This is a genomic window from Kitasatospora sp. NPDC043950 (assembly GCF_056435345.1).
Genome location: NZ_JBWKER010000037.1, coordinates 52,607 through 79,042, shown reverse-complemented (window position 1 = coordinate 79,042; position 26,436 = coordinate 52,607). Strand labels below are relative to the sequence as shown.

The 26,436-nt window shown below is 73.8% G+C and carries 25 protein-coding genes and 1 pseudogene; 9 read left to right on the top strand and 17 right to left on the bottom strand.

Going from position 1 to position 26,436, the window contains the following annotated elements; all coding sequences use genetic code 11:
* Window positions 1-116 precede the first annotated feature (116 nt).
* The gene (locus tag AC07BF_RS24360) at window positions 117-746 is read right to left on the bottom strand and encodes a maleylpyruvate isomerase N-terminal domain-containing protein (protein WP_363629875.1); all 630 of its coding nucleotides are present in this window, start codon (window positions 744-746) and stop codon (window positions 117-119) included.
* 98 nt (window positions 747-844) lie between these two features.
* Window positions 845-1,474 (bottom strand): TetR/AcrR family transcriptional regulator, encoded by a 630-nt coding sequence (locus AC07BF_RS24355; RefSeq protein WP_363584819.1) that lies wholly within the window; start codon window positions 1,472-1,474, stop codon window positions 845-847.
* A gap of 207 nt (window positions 1,475-1,681) precedes the next feature.
* Between AC07BF_RS24355 and AC07BF_RS24350 the strand changes: the two genes are divergently transcribed.
* The 3 genes from AC07BF_RS24350 (at window position 1,682) to AC07BF_RS24340 (ending at window position 4,262) form a co-directional block, all read left to right on the top strand.
* Window positions 1,682-2,440, top strand: coding sequence for an SDR family oxidoreductase (locus tag AC07BF_RS24350; protein ID WP_400802694.1), 759 nt, complete (start codon window positions 1,682-1,684; stop codon window positions 2,438-2,440).
* Between the two features lie 95 nt (window positions 2,441-2,535).
* Entirely contained in the window at window positions 2,536-3,294 is a 759-nt protein-coding gene (locus tag AC07BF_RS24345; RefSeq protein WP_478333916.1) for an SDR family oxidoreductase, read from the top strand.
* Window positions 3,291-4,262 carry an NADPH:quinone oxidoreductase family protein gene (locus AC07BF_RS24340; protein WP_478333908.1) on the top strand — a complete coding sequence of 324 codons (972 nt, stop codon included), beginning with the start codon at window positions 3,291-3,293 and terminating at the stop codon, window positions 4,260-4,262. The genes AC07BF_RS24345 and AC07BF_RS24340 overlap by 4 nt, the downstream gene beginning before the upstream one ends.
* A 46-nt stretch (window positions 4,263-4,308) precedes the next feature.
* On the opposite strand, the gene AC07BF_RS24335 is transcribed toward AC07BF_RS24340, so the two are convergent.
* The 3 genes from AC07BF_RS24335 to AC07BF_RS24325 form a co-directional block, all read right to left on the bottom strand.
* Window positions 4,309-5,598, bottom strand: a complete 1,290-nt coding sequence (locus tag AC07BF_RS24335; protein ID WP_478333907.1) for an alpha/beta hydrolase family protein — start codon at window positions 5,596-5,598, stop codon at window positions 4,309-4,311.
* A gap of 137 nt (window positions 5,599-5,735) precedes the next feature.
* Window positions 5,736-6,947 carry an acyl-CoA dehydrogenase family protein gene (locus tag AC07BF_RS24330; RefSeq protein ID WP_363584811.1) on the bottom strand — a complete coding sequence of 404 codons (1,212 nt, stop codon included), beginning with the start codon at window positions 6,945-6,947 and terminating at the stop codon, window positions 5,736-5,738.
* Between the two features lie 3 nt (window positions 6,948-6,950).
* Window positions 6,951-7,979 (bottom strand): phosphotransferase family protein, encoded by a 1,029-nt coding sequence (locus AC07BF_RS24325; protein WP_478333906.1) that lies wholly within the window; start codon window positions 7,977-7,979, stop codon window positions 6,951-6,953.
* A gap of 286 nt (window positions 7,980-8,265) precedes the next feature.
* Between AC07BF_RS24325 and AC07BF_RS24320 the strand changes: the two genes are divergently transcribed.
* Complete coding sequence (locus AC07BF_RS24320; RefSeq protein ID WP_478333905.1) at window positions 8,266-9,375, top strand: hypothetical protein; 1,110 nt, start codon at window positions 8,266-8,268, stop codon at window positions 9,373-9,375.
* Between the two features lie 16 nt (window positions 9,376-9,391).
* On the opposite strand, the gene AC07BF_RS24315 is transcribed toward AC07BF_RS24320, so the two are convergent.
* The 6 genes from AC07BF_RS24315 to AC07BF_RS24290 form a co-directional block, all read right to left on the bottom strand.
* Entirely contained in the window at window positions 9,392-10,291 is a 900-nt protein-coding gene (locus AC07BF_RS24315; protein WP_478333904.1) for a Gfo/Idh/MocA family protein, read from the bottom strand.
* A 34-nt stretch (window positions 10,292-10,325) separates the two neighbouring features.
* Window positions 10,326-10,994 (bottom strand): O-methyltransferase, encoded by a 669-nt coding sequence (locus AC07BF_RS24310; RefSeq protein ID WP_363629861.1) that lies wholly within the window; start codon window positions 10,992-10,994, stop codon window positions 10,326-10,328.
* Between the two features lie 108 nt (window positions 10,995-11,102).
* Window positions 11,103-11,768: a DedA family protein gene (locus AC07BF_RS24305; protein ID WP_478333903.1), complete on the bottom strand. Its 666-nt coding sequence runs from the start codon at window positions 11,766-11,768 to the stop codon at window positions 11,103-11,105.
* 202 nt (window positions 11,769-11,970) lie between these two features.
* On the bottom strand, window positions 11,971-12,783 hold the full coding sequence (locus tag AC07BF_RS24300) for a class I SAM-dependent methyltransferase (RefSeq protein WP_478333902.1): 813 nt from the start codon (window positions 12,781-12,783) through the stop codon (window positions 11,971-11,973).
* A gap of 170 nt (window positions 12,784-12,953) precedes the next feature.
* Window positions 12,954-13,748 (bottom strand): spermidine synthase, encoded by a 795-nt coding sequence (locus AC07BF_RS24295; protein ID WP_363584866.1) that lies wholly within the window; start codon window positions 13,746-13,748, stop codon window positions 12,954-12,956.
* Between the two features lie 83 nt (window positions 13,749-13,831).
* Window positions 13,832-14,833 carry an alpha/beta hydrolase gene (locus tag AC07BF_RS24290; protein ID WP_363629859.1) on the bottom strand — a complete coding sequence of 334 codons (1,002 nt, stop codon included), beginning with the start codon at window positions 14,831-14,833 and terminating at the stop codon, window positions 13,832-13,834.
* Between the two features lie 247 nt (window positions 14,834-15,080).
* Here AC07BF_RS24290 and AC07BF_RS24285 point away from each other — a divergent pair, with 247 nt between their 5' ends.
* A complete protein-coding gene (locus AC07BF_RS24285) occupies window positions 15,081-16,487 on the top strand; it encodes a selenium-binding protein SBP56-related protein (RefSeq protein ID WP_478333901.1) in 1,407 nt (468 codons plus the stop codon).
* A 60-nt stretch (window positions 16,488-16,547) separates the two neighbouring features.
* Here the strand turns inward: AC07BF_RS24285 and AC07BF_RS24280 are convergent, their stop codons facing one another.
* Both AC07BF_RS24280 and AC07BF_RS24275 read right to left on the bottom strand, forming a co-directional pair.
* The gene (locus AC07BF_RS24280) at window positions 16,548-17,789 is read right to left on the bottom strand and encodes a globin domain-containing protein (protein ID WP_478333900.1); all 1,242 of its coding nucleotides are present in this window, start codon (window positions 17,787-17,789) and stop codon (window positions 16,548-16,550) included.
* Window positions 17,790-17,954: 165 nt separating this feature from the next.
* Entirely contained in the window at window positions 17,955-18,842 is an 888-nt protein-coding gene (locus AC07BF_RS24275; RefSeq protein WP_478333899.1) for a helix-turn-helix domain-containing protein, read from the bottom strand.
* Between the two features lie 158 nt (window positions 18,843-19,000).
* Between AC07BF_RS24275 and AC07BF_RS24270 the strand changes: the two genes are divergently transcribed.
* A complete protein-coding gene (locus AC07BF_RS24270) occupies window positions 19,001-20,095 on the top strand; it encodes an NAD(P)-dependent alcohol dehydrogenase (RefSeq protein ID WP_363584789.1) in 1,095 nt (364 codons plus the stop codon).
* A gap of 97 nt (window positions 20,096-20,192) precedes the next feature.
* On the opposite strand, the gene AC07BF_RS24265 is transcribed toward AC07BF_RS24270, so the two are convergent.
* The 3 genes from AC07BF_RS24265 to AC07BF_RS24255 all read right to left on the bottom strand — a co-directional run bounded on the left by AC07BF_RS24265 (window position 20,193) and on the right by AC07BF_RS24255 (window position 22,277).
* Entirely contained in the window at window positions 20,193-20,723 is a 531-nt protein-coding gene (locus tag AC07BF_RS24265; protein WP_244293257.1) for a DUF6114 domain-containing protein, read from the bottom strand.
* Between the two features lie 2 nt (window positions 20,724-20,725).
* A complete protein-coding gene (locus tag AC07BF_RS24260; RefSeq protein ID WP_478333898.1) occupies window positions 20,726-21,382 on the bottom strand; it encodes a DUF6230 family protein in 657 nt (218 codons plus the stop codon).
* Between the two features lie 142 nt (window positions 21,383-21,524).
* The gene (locus AC07BF_RS24255) at window positions 21,525-22,277 is read right to left on the bottom strand and encodes a TetR/AcrR family transcriptional regulator (protein ID WP_363584785.1); all 753 of its coding nucleotides are present in this window, start codon (window positions 22,275-22,277) and stop codon (window positions 21,525-21,527) included.
* Window positions 22,278-22,664: 387 nt separating this feature from the next.
* Between AC07BF_RS24255 and AC07BF_RS24250 the strand changes: the two genes are divergently transcribed.
* The 3 genes and pseudogenes from AC07BF_RS24250 to AC07BF_RS24240 form a co-directional block, all read left to right on the top strand.
* Window positions 22,665-23,336, top strand: coding sequence for a Tat pathway signal sequence domain protein (locus AC07BF_RS24250; RefSeq protein ID WP_363584783.1), 672 nt, complete (start codon window positions 22,665-22,667; stop codon window positions 23,334-23,336).
* Window positions 23,337-23,601: 265 nt separating this feature from the next.
* A complete protein-coding gene (locus AC07BF_RS24245; protein WP_363584781.1) occupies window positions 23,602-24,480 on the top strand; it encodes an AAA family ATPase in 879 nt (292 codons plus the stop codon).
* A pseudogene (locus tag AC07BF_RS24240) lies at window positions 24,477-25,502 on the top strand (VWA domain-containing protein); the annotation flags it as partial. The gene AC07BF_RS24245 and the pseudogene AC07BF_RS24240, both read left to right, overlap by 4 nt.
* A 489-nt stretch (window positions 25,503-25,991) precedes the next feature.
* On the opposite strand, the gene AC07BF_RS24235 reads toward AC07BF_RS24240, so the two are convergent.
* Window positions 25,992-26,315 carry a hypothetical protein gene (locus AC07BF_RS24235; RefSeq protein ID WP_478319174.1) on the bottom strand — a complete coding sequence of 108 codons (324 nt, stop codon included), beginning with the start codon at window positions 26,313-26,315 and terminating at the stop codon, window positions 25,992-25,994.
* Window positions 26,316-26,436 lie beyond the last annotated feature (121 nt).

The following is a 26,436-nucleotide window of genomic DNA, read 5'->3' as shown; positions in this document are numbered from 1 at the left end:
GAGACCCGGGACCTGCGGCGACGGCCCCCACAGGCCCGGCCGACGGGGCGCGGGCCCGGCCGCCGTCCACCCCGGGCACAGCTCCGCCGTCGCGGCCTACGCGCCGCGCCCCGGCGTCAGCGGATGACGGGCAGGACCGCCGTGGTGCCGCGACCGGCCGCCCCCTCGATGAAGGCCACCGGGTCGGCGACCTCGGCGAGCAGGGTGCGGGTGAAGTGCAGGGCGCCGTCGGACGGTGGCGGGCCGCCGATCGCCGCGATCAGGTCGAGCAGGTGGACGGTCGCCTCCATCAGCGCCACCTCGCCGAGCGCGCCGACCGTCACCGAGCCGAGCAGCGGGTGGGCCACCGCGGCGGTGGGCGACAGGTCGGCGATGCCGGCCAGGGCCGCCGGGCCCTCGGCCCCGAACCGGGCGACCAGCTCGGCCGGTTCGGCCGCCGCGGCGGTCTGCTTCGCCGCCTCGGCGACCTGCTCGGCGGCGGTGTGCGCGATCCCGCCCGGCCGGTTGTAGGCCCGCAGGATGCCGACCCCGGTGGTCACCTCGGCTGGGCCGTCCACCAGGGCCCCGCGCAGCCCGGCGAACATCTCCGGCACCGGCGCCACGTGCGCGTACAGATCCCGGACGGTCCAGCCGGGCAACCGGGTGGCGAGCCCCCACGACGCCTCGTCCAGGGCCGCGCCGCGTTCCGCCCAGGAGGCCCAGGCCTCGGCCAGCAGGGCGGGAACATCGTCGGTCTGACGCGTCATCGGTCCTCCTCGGAGCACATGGCAACTGAGTTGTCATCCTACCGGCCGCCGGCCGAGGACGTCCGGAAAGTCGAGGACTGGCCGGTCGGCCCGGCGGATCAGATCCGGGCGCCGAGCATCCGCAGCACCAACTCGCCGTAGCGACCACCGAGTTCATCCGGCGTCTCGGTGGAGCGGTCGGTGAACCAGCGGGAGACGTCGATGCCCAGCGAGGTGACCGCGCGGGCCGCCGTCCGAACCTCGGACACCTGGAAGACACCGGCCCTCACGCCCGCCTCGATCAGCGCGCTGACCTCGCGCTCGATGTCCAGCCGCAGCGCCGCGACCACCGCGTAGGCGTCCTCGGGCAGCGCGTGCAGTTCGTAGTTGACCACCCGGCCGACCGTACGGGCCCGGGCGTGCCAGGCGGTGAACTCCTCGACCAGCCGGCGCATCCGGTCCACCGGGCCGCCCTCGCCGGACGCCGCCGCCCGGACCAGCTCCAGCGTGGCCGCGTGCCCGGCCTGGCTGATCTCCGCCAGCAGCGCGGCCTTGGACTGGTAGTGGATGTACAGCGCCGCCGGGCTCATCCCGGCGGCGGTGGCGATGTCCCGGGTGGTGGTGGCGTGGAAACCGCGCTCCGCGAAGGACTCGACGGCCGCCTGGAGCAGCCGGTACGCCGCCTCGGGGCGGGAGTCGGCGCCGCCGGGCAGGGTGCGCCAGAGGTCGGCGATGGGCGTGCTGGTCATGGCGCCATCCTCCCAGAGAACTCGTACACACATTCCCGCCGCCCGGTCGACGGACTGTTGACAGGCTCCCGCACCGACACCATGCTGAGCAAGCGCTTAGTCAGACGATGGGCCGGCACACCCGCCGACCAGGCACCCCCGCCGAACCGGCGTCTCCGTCCACCCGGCACCCCCGTCGAACGTTCCGTGCGAAAGGCAGGACCCTCCGTGGCGCACTCCTTCAAGGGCCGGGTGGCCGTCGTCACCGGATCGAGCCGGGGCATCGGCCTCGGCATCGCACGCGAGCTGGTCGCCCGCGGCGCCAAGGTCTGCCTGACCGCCCGCAACCCCGAGCCGCTCGCCGAGGCCGTCCACGACCTGGGCGGGCCGGAGAACGCCATCGCCGTCGCCGGGAAGACCGACGACCCGGTCCACCAGGAGGAGGCCGTCGCCCGCACCCTGGAGGCCTTCGGCCGGCTCGACCACCTGGTCAACAACACCGGCATCAACCCTCTCTACGGCCCGGTCCTCGACACCGACGAGGCCGCCGCCGCCAAGATCCTCGCCGTCAACGTGCTGGCCCCGCTGGCCTGGACCCGCCGCGCGCACGCCGCCTGGATGGGCGAGCACGGCGGCTCGGTGGTCAACGTGGCCTCCGTCGCGGGCATCCGCTCCTCGCTCGGGATCGGCATGTACGGGGTCAGCAAGGCCGCACTGATCCGGCTCACCACCGAACTCGCCGCCGAGCTGGGCGGCCAGGGCATCCGGGTCAACGCCGTCGCCCCCGCCGTGGTCAAGACCAGGTTCGCCGAGGCCCTGTACGAGGGCCGGGAGGATCAGGTCGCCGCCGCCTACCCGCTCGGCCGGCTCGGCGTGCCCGAGGACGTCGCGGGCGCGGTCGCCTTCCTGCTCTCCGCGGACGCCGCCTGGATCACCGGCCAGACCCTGGTCGTCGACGGCGGCGTCACCCTCGGCGGCGGCCTGTGAGCGGCGCGGCGGACGCGGAGGCAGAGGGCCAGGAGGCCCCGGCAACGGACACAGCGGACACGGACGCTCCGGCGACGGACTTCGCCGGCCAGGGCGTGGTCGTGACCGGCGGCGGGCGCGGCATCGGCGCCGCCCTGGCCCGGGCCTTCGCCGCGGCCGGCGCCCGGGTGGTGGTCAACGACCTGGACGCCGGCGCCGCCCGCGCCGTCGCCGGGGACTGCGGCGGCACCGCCGCCCCCGGGGACGCCGCCTTCCCAGAGGGGCTGGCCGCCCTGGTCGGGCAGGCCCGGGCCGCGCTCGGCGAGATCGACGTGTGGTGCGCCAACGCGGGCGTCGCCCCGGTCGGCGGGGCCGACGCGCCCGCCGCGGCCTGGGCGAGCGCCTGGGAGGTCAACGTCCTCGCCCACGTCCGGGCCGCCGACCTGCTGCTCCCCCGCTGGCTGGAGCGCGGCGGCGGTCGCTTCCTCGCCACGGTCTCCGCCGCCGGGCTGCTCACCATGTTGGGATCGGCCCCGTACGCGGTCACGAAGCACGGCGCGCTCGCCTTCGCCGAGTGGCTCTCCGCGACGTACCGCCACCGCGGCGTCCGGGTGCACGCGCTCTGCCCGCAGGGCGTGCGCACCGACATGCTCGCCTCGACCGGCGCGGTCGGCGAGGCCCTGCTCGCGCCCACCGCGCTGGACCCGGAGGACGTCGCCGAGGCGGCGCTGGCCGGGCTGCGCGAGGGCCGCTTCCTGATCCTGCCGCACCCCGAGGTCGCCGAGTACTACCGGGTCCGGGCCACCGAACCGGACCGCTGGATCAACGGGATGAACCGGCTCCAGCAGGGGCTGGAGAGGAGCGAGGCGCTGTGAGGGCCTGGCAGGTGGAGCGGCTCGGCGAGCCGGGCGAGGTGATGCGGCTGGCCGAGGAGGTGCCGCGGCCGGTGGCCGGGCCGGGGCAGCTGCTGGTCCGGGTGCGGGCCGCGGCGGTCAACTTCCCGGACGCACTGATGGTGCGCGGCCAGTACCAGGTCCGCCCGCCGCTGCCGTTCACACCCGGCGTGGAGCTGTGCGGCGAGGTGGCGGACGGCGCGCGGCGAGGCGAGCGGCTGATCGGCAACCCGGTGCTGCCGCACGGCGCCTTCGCCGAGTACGCGCTGCTGGACGCGGCCGCCGCCTTCCCCGCTCCCGGGGCACTGGACGACGCCGAGGCGGCCGCGCTGCACATCGGCTACCAGACCGCGTGGTTCGCCCTGCACCGCCGGGCCCGGCTGGCGGCCGGCGAGACGCTGCTGGTGCACGCGGCGGCGGGCGGCGTGGGCAGCGCGGCGGTCCAGTTGGGCCGGGCCGCCGGGGCCCGGGTGGTCGCCGTGGTCGGCGGCCCCGCCAAGGCGCAGGCGGCCCGGGCGCTCGGCGCCGACCTGGTGGTGGACCGGACGGCCGGGGACTTCGTCGCCGCCGTCAAGGAGTTCACCGGCGGGCGCGGCGCGGACGTGGTCTTCGACCCGGTCGGCGGGGACGCCTACACCGGCTCCGCCAAGTGCGTCGCCTTCGAGGGCCGGATCGTGGTGGTCGGCTTCGCCGCCGGCCGGATTCCGGCGCCGGCGCTCAACCACGCGCTGGTGAAGAACTACGCCATCCTCGGCCTGCACTGGGGCCTCTACAACACCCACGACCCGCAGGCCGTCCGCGCCGCCCACGACGAACTGACCCGGCTCGCCGCCCAAGGGGTGGTCCGCCCCCTGGTGAGCGCCCGGGTGCCGCTCACCGGGGCCGCCGACGCCGTCCAGCTCGTCGCCGACGGGCGCAGCACCGGCCGGATCGCCGTCCTCGGGGACTGACGGCAGGCTCGACGGGAGCGCGGTGCGGTGGTCGGCGGATGTTGCCCTACCGCGCGTACTCCATCTCCGGGAAGCGCGCCGAGGGCCCGTCCAGCAGGTGGTCGTCGTGTCCGCGCAGCCAGCGGTCGAGGAAGGACGCGACGTAGGAGCGGGTGGCGAGCACCGCCCGGTCGGGGCGGATGTCGCCGACGTCGGCGCTCAGCCGCTCCGGGGTGATCGCGCCCTGCCGGGCGAGCTGGGGCAGCAGGGACTGCGCGTCGGTGTAGGAGCCGTGCCGGGAGCCGTTCAGCGTGACGTCGGCGTGCCAGCCGGTGCTGTGCTGCCAGAGGGCGTCCCAGCCGGGCTGCCGGTGGTGGTCCCCGGAGTCCTCGTTGCGGGTGCCCATCAGCAGGAACGGGCGGTCCAGGCCGTCCTGGGCGACGCTGGGCAGGTACACCCCGGTGTGACCGTCGGGGCCGGGGAAGTGCAGTTGGCCGTCCAGGTTGACGCCGGCCGCGATGCGCGGGTCGTCGTGCATGGTCTGGAGGGCGGTGAAGCCGCCCGCCGAGTGGCCGACCATGCCGATCCGGTCGAGGTCCAGCGAGGCGGCGAGACCGGCCGGCAGCCGTGGGTCCAGGCGCAGGCCGCCGAGTTCGTCCAGTACGAAGCGGGTGTCGTCGACCCTGGTCCGCATCGACTTGCGCAGCACCGCGCCGATGTCCAGGCCGGGCTGTCCGACCAGCGCGGGGAACACGGAGGTGGCCAGCTCCCCGTCGGGGAAGGCGACTTCGGAGGCCTCGTAGGTGTGGTCCAGCGTGACCACGACGTAGCCGCGCGAGGCCAGGTCCTCGACCAGCCCGGTGCCCCAGGTGCGCGGGTCGCCGAGGCCGGCCGAGTACAGCACCACCGGGCGCGGGCCGCCGGGCAGGGCGGGGGCGTCGGGCCGGGCGTGGGTGCGGATGCCCGCCCAGTCGGTGCGGCCGGGCGTGGCGCCGTAGTTCGCCTGGCCGATGCTGCCCTCGGTGCCGAAGTGTTCGCCGGCGGCGGGCGCCATGTACCGGGCGCGGTCGGCGCCGGTGGCCGGGCGGGCGGTCGGGTACCAGAGGCTGATCATCAGCTCGCGGCGCTGCCCGGGCTTCCAGGGGTCCTCCCGCCCGGTGTCGGTCAGGTGCAGCGTGGTGGTGCCGATCGGGTACGGCCCGGTGGGCTCCGGCAGCCAGGCCCGGGCCTGCCGCTCGCCGCCGCCGTCCGCCCCGGGCGCCGGTGCTGCCGCCACCGCCCCGGGGGCGCCGACCACTCCGAGCACCGCCGTCGCCGCCAGCAGTACCGCCGCCGCGGCCCGTCCCCGCCCGCCCATGATGTCTCTCCTCGTCCCCGTCGACCTGCCGGCCTTCTGATCTGCCGACCTGCTGATCAGGACAGTACGGGCGGGGGCGGGCCGCGGCCGTCATACCCAGGAGCCAACCCGCCCCTGAGTACTCCGGTATGACACCCCTACGGGTGCCGCCGCAGCTCCCGCCGGGCCAGCGAGCGCTTGTGCACCTCGTCCGGGCCGTCGGCCAGCCGCAGGGTGCGGTTGCCGGCCCAGAGCTGCGCGAGCGGGGTGTCCTGGCTGACGCCCGCGGCGCCGTGCGCCTGGACGGCCTTGTCGAGGATCCACTCGACGGTGCGCGGGGTGGCGATCTTGATCGCCTGGATCTCGGTGTGCGCGCCCCGGTTGCCGACGGTGTCCATCAGCCAGGCGGTCTTGAGTACGAGCAACCTCAACTGCTCGATCCTGACCCGGGATTCGGCGATCCAGTCCTGCACCACGCCCTGCTCGGCGAGCGGCCGGCCGAAGGCGACCCGCCCGTTCACCCGGCGGCACATCAGCTCCAGGGCGCGCTCGGCGATGCCGATCGCGCGCATGCAGTGGTGGATCCGGCCGGGGCCGAGCCGGGCCTGGGCGATGGCGAAGCCCGCGCCCTCCTCCCCGATCAGGTTCCCGACCGGGACGCGGACGTCCTCGAACAACACCTCGGCGTGGCCGCCGTGGTCCGCGTCGTCGTAGCCGAAGACCGTCATGCCGCGCCTGACGGTGACGCCGGGGGTGTCGCGCGGGACGAGCACCATGCTCTGCCGGCGGTGCGGTTCGGCGGCCGGGTCGGTCTTGCCCATCACGATGAGGATCCGGCACTGCGGGTTCATCGCCCCGGTGATGTACCACTTGCGGCCGTTGACGACGTACTCGTCGCCGTCGCGCTCGATCCGGGTGGCGATGTTGGTGGCGTCCGAGGAGGCGACCTCGGGCTCGGTCATCGCGAAGGCGGAGCGGATCTCGGCGTCCAGCAGCGGGCGCAGCCAGCGCTCGCGCTGCTCGGCGGTGCCGAACTGGGCGAGCAGTTCCATGTTGCCGGTGTCGGGGGCCGCGCAGTTGAGCGCGGGCGGAGCCAAGTGCGGGCTGCGGCCGGTGATTTCGGCGAGCGGCGCGTACTGGAGGTTGGTCAGGCCGGCGCCGCCCTCCCCGGGGAGGAAGAGGTTCCACAGGCCTTGTTTGCGCGCCTCGGCCTGGAGTTCGGCGACGACGGGCGGGATGCTCCAGGCCTCGCGGGCCGGGTCGGCGAGCTGCTGCGCGAGGGCCGCCTCCGCCGGGTGCACGTGCTGGTCCATGAAGGCCAGCAGTTGCTCGCGGAGTTCGTCGGTGCGGGCGTCGTAGGCGAAGTCCATCGGTCAGTGCTCCTTGAGGGTGCTCAGGCCGTACCGGGCGAGGATCGGGGCCATCTCGCCGGCCCGCTCGAAGCCCGCGCCGAGGGTGCGGCCCTGCTGGTAGCGGTAGTGGATGCCCTCGGCGACGACGGCGAGCTTGAAGGAGGCGAAGGCGACGTACCAGTCCAGGTCGGCGGCCTGGCGGCTGGTCAACTCTGCGTAGTACGCGACTAGTTCGTCCGGCTTCGGGAAGCCGGGGGCGGTCGCGGCGGAGGGGATGATGCCGCCGCCGACGCCGGCGACCTCGGTGTACATCACCAGCAGGCCGACATCGGTGAGCGGGTCGCCGAGGGTGGACATCTCCCAGTCCAGCACGGCGGTGATCGCGTCGCCGTCGCCGACCAGCACGTTGTCCAGCCGGTAGTCGCCGTGCACCAGGGCGGGCGCCGGGGAGATCGGCCGCCGCTCGGCGAGCAGGGCGTGCAACCGCTCCACGTCGGGCAGTTCGCGGCTGCGGGAGTTCGCCAACTGGGTGGACCAGCGCCTCAGTTGGCGCTCCAGGTAGCCGTCGGGGCGGCCGAAGTCCACGAGGCCGACGTCGGCCGGGTCGATCCGGTGCAGGGCGGCGAGGGTGTCGACCAGCCGTCGGCCGAGGGCGTGGACCCGCTGCTCGCCGAGGGCGGCGAACGGGGCGAGGGCCCGGTGCGCGAGGCCGGGGACGAACTCCATCAGGTACCAGGGGGCGCCGAGCACCTCCGTGCCGGGATCGAGCAGCAGGGTGCGCGGGACGGGCACGTCGGTGTCGCGCAGGGCGGTCATGACGCGGTACTCGCGGCCCATGTCGTGCGCGGTGGCCAGGACGTGTCCGAGCGGCGGGCGGCGCAGCACCCAGCGGCCGGTGCCGTCGGTGAGGACGTAGGTGAGGTTGGAGCGGCCGCCCTCGATGAGGTCGGCCCGCAGCGGGCCCTGGACGAGCCCGGGCAGCTCGCGGTCCAGGTGGGCGCGGAGGCGGGCCAGGTCCAGCCCGGGCGGCTCGGCGGGGGTCTCGGGCATCGGGCGGCTCCTCGGGACGGGGCGTCATTGACTAAGCGCTTGCTTAGCATTCAGCCGGACGCCACTCGCTGTCAATGCCGCCCCGCACGCCACGAGCCCTGGAAAGCGCCCTGGGGCCTCTGGGACCACGAGCGCCACGAACACATCCGCGTGCCCGGCTCCTCGGACCGGATCAGGCGCTTCTGCACCATCGCCGCCGAGGCATTCCAGCGGCACCTGGCCTCCGCCGTCCCGTAACCCGGCGCCCCGCGCCGCAGCCGCTCCGCCCGACCGCCACAATGGCGCCATGAGGTTGATCCACTCCCTGGCCGGCGCCCTGCTGCTCCTGCTCATCGTCGGCAGCATCCTGCGCACGCTGGTCGTCCCGCGCGGGCTGTACTCGGCGCTGGTGCAGCGCCTCTGGCGGGTGCTGCGGACCGTGCTCCGGCTCTACGCGACTCCGTTCCGCGGCTACTACGCGCAGGACCGGGCCCTGACCTGGCTGGCACCGCTGATCCTGCTCGGCATGCTCGGGGTGTGGCTCAGCGGCATGCTGCTCGCCTACACCCTGCTGCTGCACGGCACGTCCGAGCTCAGCTGGTCGGTGGCCATCCGGGAGGCCGGGTCCAGCCTCTTCACCCTCGGCTACGCCAGCGGCGAGCGCCTGCAACTCTCGGCGATCGACTTCATGGCCGCCGCCAGCGGGCCGCTGGTGATCGCCCTCCAGATCGCCTACCTGCCCACCCTCTACGCCGCCTACCAGCGGCGGGAGACCGAGGTGACCCTGCTCCAGTCCCGGGCCGGCGAGCCCGCCTGGGGCCCGGAGCTGCTGGCCCGGCAGTCCCTCGTCGACACCGAGACCGCGCTCCCCCAGCTCTACCGGGACTGGGAGCGGCTGGCCGCCGACATCGGCGAGAGCCACTCCAACTACCCGGTGCTGCTGTCGTTCCGCTCCCCGCAGCCGAACCGCAGCTGGGTGGTCGGCCTGATCGCGGTGCTGGACGCGGCCGCCCTCCACCTGTCGCTCTGCCCGCGCTCGGCCCCGCCCGAGGCCCGCCTGGTGCTGCGCGCGGGCTTCACCGCGCTGCGCGACATCGGCCGCTCCGTGCGGATCGACTTCGACCCGGACCCGGACCCGGACGTCCCGATCCGCCTGACCTACACCGAGTACATCGGCGCCGTCGCCATGATCACGTCCGCCGGTTTCCCCCGCGAGCGCCCGGTCGACGAGGCCTGGCAGCACTTCCACGGCTGGCGCGTCAACTACGAGGCGCTGGCCTACGAACTCGCCCGCCGCGGCGACGCCGTCCCCGCCCTGTGGACCGGGCCGCGCGACTTCCACGCCCCCGTCATCCCTCCGGCCCGCCCCACCGACCGCCGCCCGGGCCCGACCAACCCCACCCTGCCGCCGGTCTGACCTCCGTCGACGGGCGTCAGACCGCGACCGGTGCGCCCGTGGCCAGGGAGTGGTCGGCGCCGGCCAGGATTTCGACCACGCGCAGGCCGAACTCCGCGTCGCAGGGGTGCGGTTGGCCGGTGGCGGCCGAGGCCTGGAGGGCGTCCAGGGCGCGGTGCAGGGCGGCGGCCGGGCCCTCGCCGCGCTCGGGCAGGTGGGCGATGCCGTGCTCGCCGCGCAGTTCCAGGCCGGCGCCACCGGCGCCGACCGGCGCGGTCAGGCTCAGCGCCAGGGTGCTGGAGGCGCCGTCGGCGTGCCGCAGCACCAGGTGGACGGTGTCCAACGGGCCGGCCACCGCCGTGACCTGCGTCGCGTCGCCGAGCACCGGCAGCAGCACCGACAGCGCGTGCGGGCCGACGTCCCACAGCGCGCCCTTCTCCTCGCGCCACGGCGAGGCCGCGTACGGGCTGGTGCTGCCGGGGGCGAACACCGAACCGAGCCAGTCCGAGCGGCCGGTGAACCAGCCGCCCAGCGCCGCCTGCTGCTCGATCCACGGGATCTGCTCCCCGCCGAAGCGGACGGTGAAGAAGACCACGGAGGCGACCCCGTGGGCCCGGACGGCCTCGGCCACGGCCTGCGCGTCCGGCACGGTCAGCGCGACCGGCTTGTCCAGCAGCAGGTGGCAGCCCGCCTCGGCGGCCCGAACCGCGAGGCCCGCCTGCACGGTCGGCGGCAGCGCGATCGAGACCGCGTCCACCTCGGCGAGCAACTGGTCGAGGTCCGCGTAGCCGGGGACGCCGTACGTCCCGCCGAGGGCCGTGGCCGCCTCGGGCCGGCGGGCCCAGACGCCGGTGAACTCCAGCCCGGGGTGCTCGGCGAGGACGGGTGCGTGCACCCGCTCCGCCCAGGGGCCGGCGCCCAACAGTCCGATCCGCACGATGTCTCCGTTCCTCCGTGGTACTTGAAAAGGTTCAGCCCTGTACGCGGGCCAGCGTGAAGCCGTCATAGCCCTTGCTGCCGACCGTCTGCACCGACGTGGCGGTGACCCTCGGCTCGGCGGCGATCAGATCGTGCAGGGCCCGGGTGCCGACCACGGCCGGGTCGGTGCTGTCCGCGTCGGCGACGGCGCCGCCGCGCACCACGTTGTCGACGATGATCAGCGAGCCCGGCCTGGTCAGCTGGAGCGCCCGCCGGAAGTACTCGGGGTTGCTGGGCTTGTCCGCGTCGATGAAGACCAGGTCGAAGGGCTCCACGCCCTGCTCCACCAGCGCGGCCAGCGAGTCGGCGGCCCGGCCGAGCCGCACCTCGGCGACCTTCTCCAGCCCTGCGCGCGCGATGTTTCCCCGGGCGACCTCGGCGTGCTTCGGGTCGATCTCCAGGGTGATCAGGGTGCCGTCCGCGGGCAGCGCCCGGGCGAGCCAGATCGCGCTGTACCCGCCGAGCGTGCCGACCTCCAGGATCCGCCGCGCGCCCTGGGTCAGCGCCAGCAGGTGCAGCAGCTTGCCCTGGTTGGGGGCGACGGCGATCTTCGGCAGCCCGGCCGCGTCGGCGGCGGCGGCCGCGGCGTCCAGCGCCGGGTCGTGCCCCACCAGCTGCTCGGAGAAGTACGCGTCCACGGCATCCCACGTCGACTGGGTCATCGGGCCCTCCAGTTGTGCATGATCGGCAGGTACCCGCCGATGCTACTCCGGGGGCCCGACAGCCCCGCCGTGCTCAGTGCAGACGCCTCGTCACTCCGCTTACTCCGCTCACTCCGCGACGGGCGCCTTGGCGGCGGTCGCCGCGGCGGCCGCCTCCTCCGCCTCGATCTTGGCGTGGGTCTTGGCGGCCCGGCGCTTCATGAACCAGGCCGAGGCGCCGCCGATCAGCACCGCCGCGGCCAGGCCCGCCCAGGAGAACCGGGACAGCCAGGGCTCGATGCTCTTGCCGACCTTGTAGACCAGCAGTGTCGTGCCGCCGGCCCAGACGATGCCGCCCAGCACGTTGGCGATCAGGAACTTCCAGTACGGCATCTTCAGCGCGCCGGCGAGCGGCCCGGCGAAGATGCGCAGCAGGGCGATGAAGCGGCCGAAGAAGACCGCCCACATCCCCCACTTCTGGAAGGAGCGCTCGGCGGTCGCCAGGTGGGACGGCCCGAAGTGCGTGGGGAACTTCCGTCCGAGCTTCTCGAACAGCGGCTTGCCGCCCTTGCGGCCGATCGAGTAGCCGATCGAGTCGCCGATGATCGCCCCGAGGATCGCGACCACCGCGATCCACTCCGGGCTCACCACACCCTTGACCGCCATCAGGGTGGCCGTGACCAGCGCGATCTCGCCGGGCAGTGGGATGCCCAGCGACTCCAGCCCGATGATCAGGCCGACCAGGGCGTACACCGCGGTCGGTGGGACGCTCTCGATCCAGGCGTCGATGTGCAAGGCCAGTACCTCCGTGGCAGGTCGGAGCCGGCGCGGCCCTCAGCGGTGCCGCACGCCGGTTCCGGCAGTTGTCCGATGGCGGCAACGCGGCCGCTTCCCCATAAGGGCAGCCTAACGTGCCGGGCGGCCTGTCCCCCCGGCCGATCACCCGTGGTTACGACGTGCGGTGGTGCCCCATGGTTCCCGCGTGACCAGCCGTTCTTCAAGATCCGGCAAAGCGAAGTGCGACCACGGACGGCCGCGCGTTCACCCGGCGCACGAGCGGCAGCAGGGCGCGGAGCAGGCCCCGCCCGCCCTCCGGGTACGCCTCGCGCACGTCGGTCACCGCCGGGTGCGCGGTGGCCAGCTTGCCGCGCTCGTCCGCGTCCATGCCGAACGGCATCGGCGGGGCCTGGTAGTGCCGGGTCCGCAGCTTGCCCTGGACGGTCCGGGCGCTGAACCAGCGCGGCACCGCGTCCAGCACCATCGACCCGCCGGGGAACCGCTCGGCGCAGGCCGCGATCAGTGCCCGCACCTCCTCCGGCCGCAGGTACATCAGCAGGCCCTCGGCGCAGATCATCACCCCGTGGGCCGGATCCACCTCGTCCATCCAGCCCGGGTCGGTGACCGGGCAGGCGAGGATCCGGCGCCGCTCGTCCGGCGGCAGCAGCCGCTCCCGCAGCGCGGCCGTCTCCGGCAGGTCCACCGACAGCCAGTCCGCCCGGCCGTTGTCGACCCGCCACGCCTGGGTCTCCAGGCCGTCCCCGAGGCCGACCACGGTGCCGCGCGGGCAGCGGGTCAGGAAGTCCGCCACCTCACGGTCGAAGCAGGCCGCCCGCAGCGCCTGCAACTGGCTGACCAGCGCGCCCTCCCCGAAGCGCTCCGCGAACGGGAAGTCGATCCGGTCGACCAGCTCGACCGCCTTCGGGTCCTCCAGCACCGTGTCCGGCCGACGTGCCTCCACCGCGCGGTGCCACAGCGTCCACAACGCCGTCTCCGGCACCTCCGCCAACTCCGGCCGCTCCCCGCCGTTCATCGCTCACTCCTTCGGATGTGCTCCGCGCTGGACCTGCTCCGCGCCGGACGTGTTCCGCGCTCGGCGTGCTCCACGCTCGACGTGCTCCACGCTCGACGTGCTCCACGCTCCGGCCCGAACCCGCCGATTCTGACACCCCGGACGCGGGGACGCTCGGGCCGCCGCGCCGCTCAGCCGATGCTGAACGCGCCGTCCGGCGGGGGCGGGGAGTCGGTGGCGTCGGCGTCCGTGACCGGGGCGGTGCGGCCGACCAGGGCGGCCAGGTCGGCGCCGTCGGTGAGGCGGGCCGGGAAGATGTCGCCGGCCAGCAGCCGGGTGAGCTCGGCGGCCGGGAGCGGCGCCGTCGAACCGGCGAGCAGGATGTTGCCGTACCGGCGGCCGCGCAGCACCGGGGCCTCGGCGACCAGGCAGGTGTACGGGAACACCGCGCCGACCGTCGCGGCCTGGGCCCGGGCGAAGGCCAGCGGCGGGCCGTCGGCCAGGTTGGCGGCGTAGCAGCCGCCGGGGCGCAGGGCGGCGGCGGCCAGCCGCAGGAACTCCACCGAGGTGAGGTGGGCGGGGGTGCGCGAGCCGTGGAAGACGTCCGCGATGACCAGGTCCCGGCTGCCGGGCGGGGTCTCGGCGAGGGCGGCGCGGGCGTCGCCGACGGTCGCGGTGATGTCCGCGCCGGGCCCCTGCCAGGGCAGGTGCTCGGCGACCAGGTCGAGCAGCGGCCCGTCCACCTCGACCACCCGCTGGCGCGAGCCGGGGCGGGTGGCGGCGAGGTAGCGGGGCAGGGTGAGCGCGCCGCCGCCGAGGTGCAGCACGTCCAGCGGCTGCCCGGCGGGGGCGAGGGCGTCGGCGAGGTGGCCGAGCCGCCGGGTGTACTCGAACTCCAGGTGGGTCGGGTCGGCGAGGTCGACGTAGGACTGCGGGGTGCCGTCCAGGGTGAGCAGCCAGCCGCCGTCCCGGTCGAGGTCCGGCATGAGCTTGGCGAAGCCGAGGTCGGTGTGGCGCCCGACCGGCACCGGCTCGTCTGTCACCGGCTCGTCCGTCACCGGCTCGTCCGTCACGCGCTCTCCCCCACGGCCTGGGCGTCCACCGGCCGGACGTCCGCCAGTCGGACGTCGAGGTAGGCGGCGAGCCAGCGGTCCAGTTCGGCGAAGGCCTGGGTGCGGGCGGCCTCGCCCGAGAGCACCAGGTCGTGCATGCCGCCCTCGATCCGGACGATGGTGACGTGCCGGCCCAGTCGCGGGCCCTGGCCGGCGATGTCGTCGGCGCGCAGCACGGCGTCCGCGTGGTGCAGGGCGTTGTGCCACTTGGTGGTCGCGATCGACTTGGTCGACGCCATCAGCAGCACCGGCACGTCGATCCCGAGCCCGTGCCGCAGCTGCCGGTGGCCCTGGTGGATGGCGGCCAGCCAGCCCGCGTACAGCGGGAAGCCCTCGGCGGGCTTGAGGGCGAGGTCGAAGTCCCACTCACCCCGGTGGTCCTTGTGCAGGCTGTGCGTGTAGTGCGGGTTGAGCGTCGACGGCAGCACGCGGGTGGGCGCCAGTCGGCCGATCGCGGTGACGGCCGGGCCGCCGACGGTCCGCACGGCGGGCGCGGCCGGCATCGACAGGAACGGGCTGTTCAGGAACAGCCCCTCCACCAGGCCGCGCCCCGAGCGCCGCCCCGCCCACAGCGCGCCGATCAGCCCGCCGGTGGAGTGCCCGTTCAGCAGCAGCCTCCGGTGCCCATCCACCTCGCGGATGATCCGCACCGCCTCGTCGATCTCCTCGTCGTACTCGGCGAGGTCGCGCACGAAGTTCGGCGACTGGTGCGGGCGCAGGGAGCGGCCGTACTTGCGCAGGTCCAGGGCGTAGAAGGAGAACCCGAGCGCGGCGAAGTGGTCGGCGAGGTTGGTCTGGAAGAAGTAGTCGTTGTACCCGTGGATGTACAGCACGGCCCGCTCCGCCCCCGGCACCAGACGGCGCACCAGCGTCGCGCAGACCTCCCCCTCGGCGTCCGGCCGCAGCGTCAGCTCGGCCGTCTCGTAGGGGGCACCCAGGATGTCTTCCCGAAACTCCATCTGCGCCGCACCCGTCCTCATGCTCGACCTGCCGTCCGTCGCAGGTGCTCTTGATCCAGGACCCCGACAATACCGGCCGGTAGCCCGGGGCTGCCTGTCGGGCGGCGCTCTGCGGGGCACCGGTGTGACCCGGCCGTCCGCGCCTCCTGATCGCTCCCCGTGCGCCTGCTGTGCGCCGGTGGTCATGTGGAACGCTACCCGGACAGATCCAACTCCGGTTGTCACGCAGGCGAGTTGAGGAGAACACATGCCGCAGGCCGGCCACACCGATCCGTCGCTGTACCGTTCGGCCGCCGAGGCGATCGCCGCGCCACCGGAGACGCTGGCGTACGTCGCCGGGTTCGACCGGGCCGGGGAGCGGCCGGACGCACTGCTCACCGTGGACACCGATCCGGCCTCGGCGAGCTACGGGAAGGTCCTCAACTTCGCCGAACTGCCGACGCTGGGCGACGAGTTGCACCACTTCGGCTGGAACGCCTGCTCCAGCGCACTGGCGCACGCCTGCCACGAGAACCCCGAGCGGCGCTACCTCCTCCTCCCGGGCCTGCGCTCCTCGCGGCTGCACGTGATGGACACCCGGCCCGACCCCGTCCGGCCGCGCCTCGTCAAGACCGTCGAGGCGGCGGAACTCGCCGCCAAGGCCGGCTACTCGCGCCCGCACACCCTGCACTGCGGGCCGGACGGGGTGTTCCTGTCCTGCCTGGGCAGCGGGGACGGGAACGACGGGCCCGGCGGGGTGGCGCTGCTGGACCACACCACCTTCGAGGTGCTGCGCGCCTGGGAGACGGAGCGCGGGCCGCAGCACTTCGCGTACGACGTCTGGTGGCACCTGGGGACGAACGTGGGGGTGACCAGCGAGTGGGGCACGCCCTGGATGGTGGAGGGCGGGGTCGTCCCGGAGCTGCTGCTGGGCCGCAAGTACGGGCACGCGCTGCACTTCTGGGAGCTGGACTCGGGGCGGCACCTGCAACGGGTCGACCTCGGCGACCAGTACCAGATGGTGCTGGAGCTGCGCCCGGCGCACGATCCGCAGGCGGAGTGGGGCTTCGCCGGGGTGGTGACCAACGTCGAGGACCTGTCCGCCTCGGTCTGGCTCTGGTACCGGGAGGGCCCGGCGTTCACCGCGCGCAAGGTGATCGAGATCCCCGCCGAACCCGCCAAGACGGAGGACCTGCCGCCCGCGCTGCAACCGTTCGGCGCGGTGCCGCCACTGATCACGGACATCAACCTGTCGGTGGACGACCGCTGGCTGTACGTGTCCGCGTGGGGCACCGGCGAACTGTTCCAGTACGACGTGTCGGATCCGTTCCACCCCAGACTCGCCGACTCGGTGCGGCTGGGCGGGGTCGTCGCCCGCACCCCGCACCCGGCCGCGCCGGGACGCCCACTGAGCGGCGCCCCGCAGATGGTCGAGATCAGCCGGGACGGGCGCCGGCTCTACCTCACCAACTCCCTCTACGGCGCCTGGGACGACCAGTTCTACCCGGACGGCATCGAGCCGTGGATCGTCAAGCTGAACGCCGACACCGAGGCGGGCGGGTTGAGCGTCGACGAGCGCTTCTTCCCGCACGGCGCCGACTTCCGGGGCCTACGGGTGCACCAGACCCACCTCGCGGGCGGCGACGCCTCCTCGGACTCCTACTGCTACCGGTAGGACGTCCAGCGGCCCGTACGGCCTACCGGTAGGACGTACCACTACCGGTAGGCCGTACGGCTAGCGGGCGAGCGCCTGGTCGTAGCGGACCTGGGCCAGGGGCAGCCCGGCGGCGAGCAGTTCGGAGCGGACGGAGGCGACCATGCCGGCCGGGCCGCTGACGCAGGCGAGGTGCTCGCGCCAGTCCCCGGCGCCCGCGACGGCGTCGGCGAGCCGGCCTGCGGTGACCGGGGTGAGCGCCAGCCAGGGCTTGTGCAGGCCGAGTTCGGAGAGCGCGGACCAGTCGTAGAGGTCGCCGCGGTCCCGGGCACCGACGAACAGGTGGACGCGGCGGCCGCGCGGGCGCCGGGCGGCCTGCTGCTCGACGATGGCCTTCATCGGGGCCAGGCCGGTGCCGCCGGCGACCAGCAGCAGGTCGCGGGTGTCGTCCTCGGGCAGCAGCCCGCCGCGCGGCGGGCCGAGGCGCAGCCGGTCGCCGACGGCGGTGCGTTCGACGAGGGCCGCGCTGACCCCGTCCGGCCCGGTGCGCCGGACGTGGAACTCCAACTCGTTGTCGGTGCGCGGCGCGCAGCCCATCGAGTACTGCCGCCAGGTGTGCGGGAGCGTCGGGTGCTCGACCGTGCCGTACTGTCCGGCCCGGTACGGGTAGGGCTCGCCGGTGCGCACGCGCAGGACGGCGAGGTCGGGGCGGCGGCGCTCGTGGCCGGTCACCACGGCGTGCCAGTACGGGGGTTCGGTGAGCGCGGAGTCGGCGCCGGCCGTCATCGCCGCGACGGCGAAGCGCAGCATCCGGACCCAGGCCGCTTCCATCTCCTCGGTCCACCGGGCGGCCGCCCGGTGCCGGATCGCCGCGCACAGGGCCTCCTCGAAGGCCTCGTAGTGGACCGGCCGGACGCCCAGTTTGCGGTGGTCGCGCCCGAGTTGGCGCAGGGTCGAGGCCAGTTCGGCCGGGTGGTGGAGGTGGTCCACCAGGTGGCGGAGGATCCGCTCCAGGTGGGCCTGCTGGAACTCCATCGAGGCGGGGAAGAGCGGACGCAGGTAGGGGCGGCGGCGGAACATCACCGCGTAGAGGTGATCGATCAGTTCGGAGAGCGGTTCGAGCAGGCCGAGGTCGCGCCGGATCAGCCGTTGGTCGGCGGCGCCGCCGTACGCGCCGACGCCGACGCCGGCCGGATCTGGACCGAACGGCGAGGCGGGGGTGAGGAGTTGGCGGCGGAGCCGCATCGCGTGGTGGCGGGCGATCAGCCGGTCGTACTCGGCGGTGGTGCCGCTGGTGGTGTTTCCGCTGGTGGTGGTGTCCATGACCCGTCCAGTCAATCGCCGCCCGGTTACCGGCGAGAAGGGCCGATGGCCCCGATCGGACCCGGGACCATCGACCCCTTGACGGGAAGACCCGGCGGGAGGGCCCGGCGGGGAGGCCTCGCGGAAGGGCCCGACAGGGAGGCCGGGCAGGGAGGCCCCGCGTCGCTACCGGGCGGGATCGGCCGGGGTCGCCTCGGCGGGCTCGGGGTGGAACTCGGTGGCCGCCCAACTGGCCAGCAGGCGCAGGGATTCGGCGGAGCTGGAGCCGGGCTCGGCGTGGTAGGTGACGAGCACCTGGTCGACGTCCCCGGCCGGGCGCAGCGTCTCGTACTGGAGGTTGAGCCGGCCGACCACCGGGTGGTGCAGCCGCTTGGTGCCGTGGCCCTTGTCCTGGATGCTGTGGGTGGCCCAGAGGCGGCGGAAGTCGGCGCTCTTGAGGGAGAGTTCACCGATCAGCGAGGCGAGCCTGGGGTCGTCCGGATCCCGTCCGGCGTCCAGCCGCAGCATGCCGACGACGTCGGTGGCCTTGCCGTCCCAGTCCTCGTAGAGCTCGTGGGAGGCCGGTTCGAGGAAGAGCTGCCAGGCCATGTTGCGCTGCTCGGGCGGCATCGCGGCGAAGTCGCCGAGCAGGGCGGTGCCGAGCCGGTTCCAGCCGATGATGTCCAGGCGCCTGCCGAGGACGTACGCGGGCACGCAGTCCATCGCGTCCAGGAGCTGCTGGAGCGCGGGCCGGACCCGCTGCGGGCGGGCGGCGGCCCGGCCGGGGCGACGGCGGGCGGGCCTGGTGAGCCGGCCGAGGTGCTCGCGCTCGGCTGGGCTGAGCCGCAGCACGCGGGCGATGGCGTCCAGGACGGCGGCGGAGACGCTCTCGCCGTGGCCCTGTTCGAGCCGGGTGTAGTAGGCGGTGCTGACTCCGGCGAGCAGGGCCAGCTCCTCGCGGCGCAGGCCGGGCACCCGCCGCCGGGTGGTGCTGTCCGGCAGGCCCACGTCCTCGGGCCGCAGCCGGGCGCGGCGGGATCGGAGGAACTCGCTGAGTTCGGTGCGCTGGTCCATGTCTGCAGTATGCGGGGGATCCGGGCGGCGGGGGCGGGGGGAAGGGTGATACCGCCGTGCGTACGTTCCGTGGTCGTACGTCCGGGGTCCCTAGGCGTGGCGTACGTACGAAAGGCTCTGGTCTGGCTGGTCGCGCCGCACCGACGCAGGCTGGAAGCATGACGAACTCGACGAACGCAACGACGACGAGCACCACCGAGGGCACCACCCGCACGGTCGCCGCCTACGCCGCGGCGCGGCCCGACTCCCCGCTGGAGAAGACCACCGTCACCCGCAGGGCGGTGGGCGAGCACGACATCGTGATCGACATCAAGTTCTGCGGCATCTGCCACTCCGACATCCACCAGGTCGGCGAGGACTGGGGCACCGGCATCTTCCCGATGGTCCCGGGCCACGAGATCGCGGGCGTGGTCACCGAGGTCGGCCCGGGCGTCACCCGCTGGCAGGCCGGCGACCGGGTCGGAGTCGGCTGCATCGTCGACTCCTGCCGGGAGTGCGACAACTGCCGGGCCGGCCTCCAGCAGTACTGCACCGGCCAGGGCGGCACCGTCTTCACCTACAACAGCGTCGGCCACGACGGCCTGCCGACCTACGGCGGCTACTCCTCGAAGCTGGTCGTCGACGAGGCGTACGCGCTGCGCATCCCCGACAACCTGCCGCTGGACGCCGCCGCGCCGCTGCTGTGCGCCGGCATCACGCTGTACTCGCCGCTCGCGCACTGGGGCGCCGGGCCGGGCAGGAAGGTCGCGATCGTGGGCCTCGGCGGGCTCGGCCACATGGGCGTGAAGCTCGCCCACGCCATGGGCGCGGAGGTCACCGTGCTCAGCCAGTCGCTGCGCAAGCGCGAGGACGGGCTGAAGCTCGGCGCCGACCACTACCGGGCCACCTCCGACCCGGCCACCTTCACCGAGCTCGCGGGCACCTTCGACCTGATCGTCAACACGGTCTCCGCCGACCTCGACCTGAGCGCCTACCTCGGCCTGCTGCGCACCGACGGCACCATGGTGCAGGTCGGCGCGCCGGAGAAGCCGGTCACGGTGAACGCGCACGCGCTGCTCTCCGGCCGCCGTTCGCTGGCCGGTTCGATGATCGGCGGGCTGCCGGCCACCCAGGAGATGCTGGACTTCTGCGGCGAGCACGGCATCACCGCGGAGATCGAGCTGATCCGCGCCGAGCAGGTCAACGAGGCCTACCAGCGGGTGCTGGCCGGCGACGTCCGGTTCCGCTTCGTGATCGACGCCGCGACGATCTGACCGTCACGGCCCGACCCCGCACTCCCCCGTGCCCCGACGCCCCGCCCCCTGGTGCTCTCCCATCACCAGGGGGCGGGCGCCGTCGGGGCGCCTCGGGCTAGACCCCGGCCGGGTCGGCCCCGGCCCCGGCCGTGCCCGCTCGGGACGACCGGCGTTCCTGGCGCCGGTCCTCCCGCCGCTGCCGCCCCCGGCGCAGCGGCTGATCGGGCAGCCAGCCGAAGGTGAGGCAGGCGCCCACCAGTCCGAGCAGCATCCCGATCACGAAGCCGCCCAGGTTGGAGGTGAGCCAGCTCGCCAGCGCGGCGAGCACGGCGAGGACGGAGTAGAACAGCCGCTGGGCCGGGTTGAACAGGATCAGCAGGCCGCACAGCACCATCACCGCCGGCACCAGGTAGCCCGCCAGCCCCTGCATCCCGATGTGCAGGACGACGGGCAGCGGGGCACGCAGGGTGAACAGGATCTCGGCGCCGCCGAACAGCACCAGCAGCCCGCCCCAGAACGGCCGCTGGCCCCGCCAGTCGCGTTTGACCGGTCGGGTGGTGGCGGGAGCGGGGGCGGGAGCCGTCCCCACGGCCCCCTCCGCGACGCCCTCGCCGGAACCGGCCGGCTCCGGTACGGACTCCGTCATGGTCAGCAGCCCTGGGAGCTGAAGCTCAGCCGCAGGTTGGGCAGTTTGAACCCGACGGCGGTGCTCGCGTAGTTGTGCTGCTTGAGGTGCGTCAGCACGACGGTGTCGGCCTGCTGCCCGAAGACGCCCGGGTTGCCCTTGCCCGCGTTGCCGGCCTTGGTGTAGGTGCTGGCGTCGCCGCCGATCTCGATGTTGGTGAACTCCGCGTCACCGGACAGCATGTCGGAGTCGGTGGTGAGGTCGGTGGCGGAGACGGGGGAGCCGGCGTCGCCGGCGTGGATCACCAGGTTGACGCCACCGAGGTCCACGCTCTGGCACAGGTTGGTGATCTCGGCCTTCTTGATCGCCGAGACCGCGACCAGCACCTGACCGCCGGTGGAGCCCTGGTTGGGGCTGTCGGGGATCATCGAGTCCAGGCTGCCGAACTGGGCGAAGCCCTTGCCGTCGAGCTTGTCCGCGGTGATCGTGAACGGCATGCCGCTGATGGAGAACTGGGCGGCGAGTACGCCCTGGGCGGTGAGGGCCATCAGGACGGCGCCCGCCGCGACGGCCGGAACGGCCATCCAGGCGCTGCGCTTGAGCCGTACCCGCCCTCTCCTGGTGCCGGTCGGCGTCTCCGGGGTCTCGGCCGCGGCGGCGGCGTCCTCGGACATGGCCATGTGTGCTCCCTGTTGGGTGGGTGGGATGTGCAGGCACTGGCACGGTGCCCTGGCGCGGACAGCGTTCCACGGCCCGACCGGGCCGCCCGCCCCTCGGCAGCGGGGCGGGCACGGTCAGGCCGCGCTTTGAGTAACTGGGAAGCTACTGCCCGGTAGTGGCCGGGTCAATACGGGTGCACGAAGGATCTTCACCGATCGGCAACCCGAGCCGGACGGCCGCCTGCGCCGGGCCGAGGAAGGGCGCGAGACAGAACATGCTCAACACCGGCAGGAGTTCCGGAAGTTGAACCGTCCGACCGGAGTCGATCCGCCGGTAGAGCGCGCTGTAGACCCCGCCCACCACGGCATCCACCAGCTCCACAACCCGCACACCGCCCAGCGGTTGGGGCACCTCGGCGAAGAACGCCCGGAACCGGGTGAGGAGTTGGTCCCGCTCGCGGCGGCCGGCCGGTCCGACCGCCTCGATCTCGATCACCGCCATGGTCGCGAAGGCCGGTGTCCCCGCCAACAGATGGAGCATCGCGCCGAGCGCCTGCCGGATCCCGGCGCACCAGTCGGACTCCGCCGCGAAGGCCGCCGCCATCCGTCGGAGAACCACCCCGGTGCCGTGCCGGTGCGCGGCCAGGAAGGCGTCCTCCTTGCCGCTGAACAGCTCGTAGAAGACCGGCCTGGTCACCCCGGCCGCGCGGCAGATGTCGCTGACCGTGGCGTGCTGGTAGCCGCGCGCGGCCACCGTCTGGACCAGCCCGTCGAGCAGTCGCTCGCGCTGGGTCGCGGCCACCACGCCCGGAGGCAGCCGGCTCGGGCCGCGCTTGATGGACCGGGCTGGGTCACGACCGGCCCGCGCGCCCGGCAGCAGGATCACGTCGGCACTTCGGAGGTGTTTCCGTTCCATCACCAACTCCTGTTACCTGTATTGACATTGACGCAACATCGGGTTTACAACACTGACAGGTTTCCAACCGGTGGGCGACCCTGTCACCACCGGACGACCTCCAGGGGCTCCGGCGGCCCCGGGCGAGCAGCCCGGGCCACGGGACCACGAGCGGACGCAGGCCCGCGGCGGTGGCAGCCGCCGACGTGCACTCCTGCACTCGCAGCGCACGTCCGCACCTTCACACCGCTGTGCCGTACGAGCGGGCCCGTGGCGCCGGGCCCACCGCACCACGGCCCCGCGAAGCCCCCGGCACGCCATGCCCACGCACCTCCCCCGCCGTGCACGCCACCACACCCGCACCGCGGGCCACCCCCACCCGTCTCCGCACGGAGAGAGGTCACCCTCATGCGCTTTCGCCGCACGCTCGGTACCGCGGCCCTCGCCGCCCTCGCCTTCACCTGCGCCGCCGTCGCACCCGCCCAGGCCGACGGCTCCGCGGTGCTGACCACCGGCAGCAGCAGCGGCCCGGACGTCGCCGTCGGCGACGTCCTCACCGCCAGTCTGGTCTCGGGCACCACCGCCACCTTCTACAGCAGCGCCAGCGGAACGAGCGGCATCAGCTGTGCCAACTCGGCCTTCTCCGCCACCGTGACGGCCAACCCGGCCGCCCCCGGCAGCGCGGTCGAGCAGCTCAACACCCAGACCTTCGGCTCCTGCTCCTCCAACGTCCTCGGCGTCACCGGCGTCAAGAGCATCACCGTCAACAACCTGCCGTTCACCAACACCGTCGGCGACGGCCCCGGCAACCCGGTCGCCCTCACCCCCGGCGCGGCCGGCGCGATGAAGACCACGGTCGTGCTCAGCACCATCCTCGGCAGCGTCAACTGCGTCTACCAGACCACCACCGGCATCTCCGGCACCACCTCGAACACCGGCAACACCATCGGCTTCACCTCCCAGCCGTTCAACCTGGTCTCCGGCTCGGGCCTGTGCTTCTCGACCGGCTACTTCAGCGCCACCTACGGCCCGGTCACCGACACCTCGGTGGCGGGCAGCCCGCTCATCTTCGTCAACTGACGACCCGAGGGGCCTTCGTCGACTGACGTCCGGTCAGACGTCGTCAACTGACGGCCGACCGGCGGGAACAGACGAGCGGCGTACGGCGACCGCGGTCGCCGTACGCCGCTCCGGCGCGCCCGCACGCCCGCCAGGTGATCCAGAAGCACGCCCCGCCGCCGGCCCGGCTCAGCCCTCGCCACCCGCCGAATCCCCCGAGACGGCGAAGTGACCGGCCGGTAGGGTGCTGCCGCACGGACACGGCCGACAGGAACGGGACGGGCAGATGAGCGGCAGCGGCGACGGCACGGGGTTCTTCGCATCGGTGGCGGACACCGCCGACCAGCTGGCCGCCACCGGCTACCTGGCCTCCACCGCCGTGGCCACCACCGTCTTCCTCGCCGACCGGCTCGGCAAGCCGCTGCTGGTCGAGGGCCCGGCCGGGGTCGGCAAGACCGAACTCGCCAAGGCGGTGGCCGCGATCGGCCGGGCCCGGCTGGTCCGGCTCCAGTGCTACGAGGGCATCGACGAGGCCCGCGCGCTCTACGAGTGGAACCACGCCAAGCAACTGCTGCGGATCACCGCCGGCCGCGACGAGGGCTGGGACCAGGCCCGCACCGACATCTTCGGCGAGGAGTTCCTGCTCACCCGCCCGCTGCTCACCGCCATCCGCGGCGACGAGCCCACCGTGCTGCTGATCGACGAGATGGACAAGGCCGACGTCGAGGTGGAGGCGCTGCTGCTGGAGGTGCTCAGCGACTTCCAGGTCACCGTGCCCGAACTCGGCACCATCGCCGCGAGCCGCCGCCCCTTCGTGCTGCTCACCTCCAACGCCACCCGTGAACTGTCCGAGGCACTGCGTCGACGCTGTCTCTTCCTCCACCTCGACTACCCGGACGCCGAGTTGGAGCGGCAGATCGTCCGGCGCAAGGTGCCCGGCCTGGACGACACGCTGGCCGCCTCGCTGGTCCGGGTGGTCGGCGCGCTGCGCGCGATGGACCTGCGCAAGGCGCCGTCCGTCGCCGAGACCATCGACTGGGCCCGCACCCTGCTGGCGCTCGGCGCGGACACCCTCGACGAGGCGGTCGTCCAGGACACCCTCGGGGTGATCCTCAAGCACCAGGACGACATCCGGAAGGCCGCGCAGAAGCTCACCCCCGCATGACCACCGCCCCGCCCCCGGCCGACACCGCCGCCCGGCTCACCGGCCTGGTCCGCGCGCTGCGCGGGCACGGCCTGCGGATCGGCCCCGCCGAGACGGTCGACGCGGCCGCCGTCCTCGACGTCCTCGGATTCGCCGACCGCGAGCAGATGCGGGCCGGCCTGGCCGCCGCGCTGCTGCGCTCGGACACCCAACGGGCCCTCTTCGACGCCACGTTCGACCTGTTCTTCCCGCTCGGCGTCGGCACCCCCGAGGCCGTCCGCGCCGACCCGCCCGCACTCCCGGACGACCCCCGGCCACCGCGCCCCGGCCGCCCCGACCCGCTGCGCGACGACCTGCGCGAGCGCCTCGCCGCCGCCCTGGCCGCCGACGACCGGGCCGCCCAGGCCCGGCTGGCCGGCGAGGTGGTGGAGGCCTTCGGCCGGTACGGCGCCGGTGCCACGCCGGCCTCGGACGGCTGGTCGGCCCACCAGGCGCTCGGCCGGCTCGCCCCCGAGACCCTGCTCGCCCGGATCCTCGCCGCCCTGCGCGAGCGGGCCGCCGCCCCGGACCTGTCCGACCGCGTCCTCGCCGACGAGATCCGCCGCCGCATCCAGGACTTCCGCGCCCTGGTCGCCACCGAGGCCCGCCGCCGGGTCGCCGAACTGCGCGGCGCCGAGCGGATCGCCGAACGCGCCGTCGCACCCACCGCCGACCGGATTGACTTCCTCGCCGCCGGCCGGGACCAGCTCGCCGAACTGCGCCGCACCGTCCACCCGTTGGCCCGCAAGCTGGCCACCCGGCTGGCCGCCCGGCGCCGCCGCGCCGCACGCGGACGGATCGACCTGCGCCGCACCCTGCGTCGCTCGCTGTCCACCGGCGGGGTGCCGCTGCGCCCTGCCTACCGGCTGCGCCGCCCGGCCCGGCCGGAACTCGTGCTGCTGTGCGACGTCTCCGGCTCGGTGGCCGGATTCGCCGACTTCACCATGCTGCTGGTGCGGGCGATGAGCGAACAGTTCAGCAAGGTGCGGGTGTTCGCCTTCGTGAGAGCCTGTTTTCATTCATCCGGGCGGCATCTGCCCAGGTCAGGAATCGAACAGGGATGATCTCAGGTGCCGTCGGCGACCCGGAGCGGGGTGGGGAGGAGGAACAACCGGCCTGTGGTGGCGGACTGGAAGTCGAGGACGCTGGTGAACGGGCCGGTGATCAGCGGCAGAGTGCGGTGCGCGCGGACCGTACGGCTCCACTCGCGGGTGGTGGCGATATCGCCGTCGAACCAAGTCAGGCGGCCACCGGGCCGGCGGATGGTCAGCCAGGGGGGCGGTCCGGGTACTGGTTGAAGTCTGTGATCGTGTGACCTGGGCCCTGGGCCCTGGACATCGAAGCTCGGCGAGGACGCGAAGTCGGCAGCAGCCGGCCCCAGCGGCGGCCCATCGACGGAGGGCTGGCGCTGGGGCCGATGGCCTGAGCACCCTAACCCGATTGCTCACCGGTCCAGGGGAGGCCAAGGCAGAACATGCCAGGGCGGGGCCGGGTCAGCTGTTGCCACCGCTGTTGCCACCGCCGTTGTTGCCACCGCCGTTGTTGCCACCGCCATTGTTGCCACCGCCATTGTTGCCACCGCCACCACCAGTGGGGGGAGGCGAGAGCAGGCTGAGCAGGTTGCCCAGAACGCTGGGGGCGTAGACGTACGTGTTGCCGCAGTTGTTGGAGAATCCTGCGTCGTCGCCGACGACGCAGGCGATTCCGGAGTTTCCGCCGTGCCCGTGATCGCCGCCTGAGCTGGCGACAGCCCAACCCGCGTTCGTGAGCACGAGACCGGTGACAGCGGCCGCGACGACCGCCATTTTCTTGATCACAATTTCTCCTCAGTGTGAGACTTTGTGTCATAGTCCCGGGGAATACGCTTGCTATCGCTCAGCGCGGACGCCTCTTTGCGCGTTTTGCGATGATTTCACTCCTTAAGCCCAAAAAATCAAC

What these genes read in the sequence shown, in the direction of transcription:
- AC07BF_RS24260 (WP_478333898.1), bottom strand. Translation starts at nt 21,382, where the DNA reads ATGGCCATGTCCGAGGACGCCGCCGCCGCGGCCGAGACCCCGGAGACG.
- AC07BF_RS24335 (WP_478333907.1), bottom strand. Translation starts at nt 5,598, where the DNA reads ATGGGCGGGCGGGGACGGGCCGCGGCGGCGGTACTGCTGGCGGCGACG.
- AC07BF_RS24265 (WP_244293257.1), bottom strand. Translation starts at nt 20,723, where the DNA reads ATGACGGAGTCCGTACCGGAGCCGGCCGGTTCCGGCGAGGGCGTCGCG.
- AC07BF_RS24285 (WP_478333901.1), top strand. Translation starts at nt 15,081, where the DNA reads ATGCCGCAGGCCGGCCACACCGATCCGTCGCTGTACCGTTCGGCCGCC.
- AC07BF_RS24270 (WP_363584789.1), top strand. Translation starts at nt 19,001, where the DNA reads ATGACGAACTCGACGAACGCAACGACGACGAGCACCACCGAGGGCACC.
- AC07BF_RS24300 (WP_478333902.1), bottom strand. Translation starts at nt 12,783, where the DNA reads ATGAACGGCGGGGAGCGGCCGGAGTTGGCGGAGGTGCCGGAGACGGCG.
- AC07BF_RS24290 (WP_363629859.1), bottom strand. Translation starts at nt 14,833, where the DNA reads ATGGAGTTTCGGGAAGACATCCTGGGTGCCCCCTACGAGACGGCCGAG.
- AC07BF_RS24325 (WP_478333906.1), bottom strand. Translation starts at nt 7,979, where the DNA reads ATGCCCGAGACCCCCGCCGAGCCGCCCGGGCTGGACCTGGCCCGCCTC.
- AC07BF_RS24280 (WP_478333900.1), bottom strand. Translation starts at nt 17,789, where the DNA reads ATGGACACCACCACCAGCGGAAACACCACCAGCGGCACCACCGCCGAG.
- AC07BF_RS24275 (WP_478333899.1), bottom strand. Translation starts at nt 18,842, where the DNA reads ATGGACCAGCGCACCGAACTCAGCGAGTTCCTCCGATCCCGCCGCGCC.
- AC07BF_RS24360 (WP_363629875.1), bottom strand. Translation starts at nt 746, where the DNA reads ATGACGCGTCAGACCGACGATGTTCCCGCCCTGCTGGCCGAGGCCTGG.
- AC07BF_RS24295 (WP_363584866.1), bottom strand. Translation starts at nt 13,748, where the DNA reads ATGCCGGACCTCGACCGGGACGGCGGCTGGCTGCTCACCCTGGACGGC.
- AC07BF_RS24355 (WP_363584819.1), bottom strand. Translation starts at nt 1,474, where the DNA reads ATGACCAGCACGCCCATCGCCGACCTCTGGCGCACCCTGCCCGGCGGC.
- AC07BF_RS24310 (WP_363629861.1), bottom strand. Translation starts at nt 10,994, where the DNA reads ATGACCCAGTCGACGTGGGATGCCGTGGACGCGTACTTCTCCGAGCAG.
- AC07BF_RS24330 (WP_363584811.1), bottom strand. Translation starts at nt 6,947, where the DNA reads ATGGACTTCGCCTACGACGCCCGCACCGACGAACTCCGCGAGCAACTG.
- AC07BF_RS24320 (WP_478333905.1), top strand. Translation starts at nt 8,266, where the DNA reads ATGAGGTTGATCCACTCCCTGGCCGGCGCCCTGCTGCTCCTGCTCATC.
- AC07BF_RS24245 (WP_363584781.1), top strand. Translation starts at nt 23,602, where the DNA reads ATGAGCGGCAGCGGCGACGGCACGGGGTTCTTCGCATCGGTGGCGGAC.
- AC07BF_RS24250 (WP_363584783.1), top strand. Translation starts at nt 22,665, where the DNA reads ATGCGCTTTCGCCGCACGCTCGGTACCGCGGCCCTCGCCGCCCTCGCC.
- AC07BF_RS24255 (WP_363584785.1), bottom strand. Translation starts at nt 22,277, where the DNA reads ATGGAACGGAAACACCTCCGAAGTGCCGACGTGATCCTGCTGCCGGGC.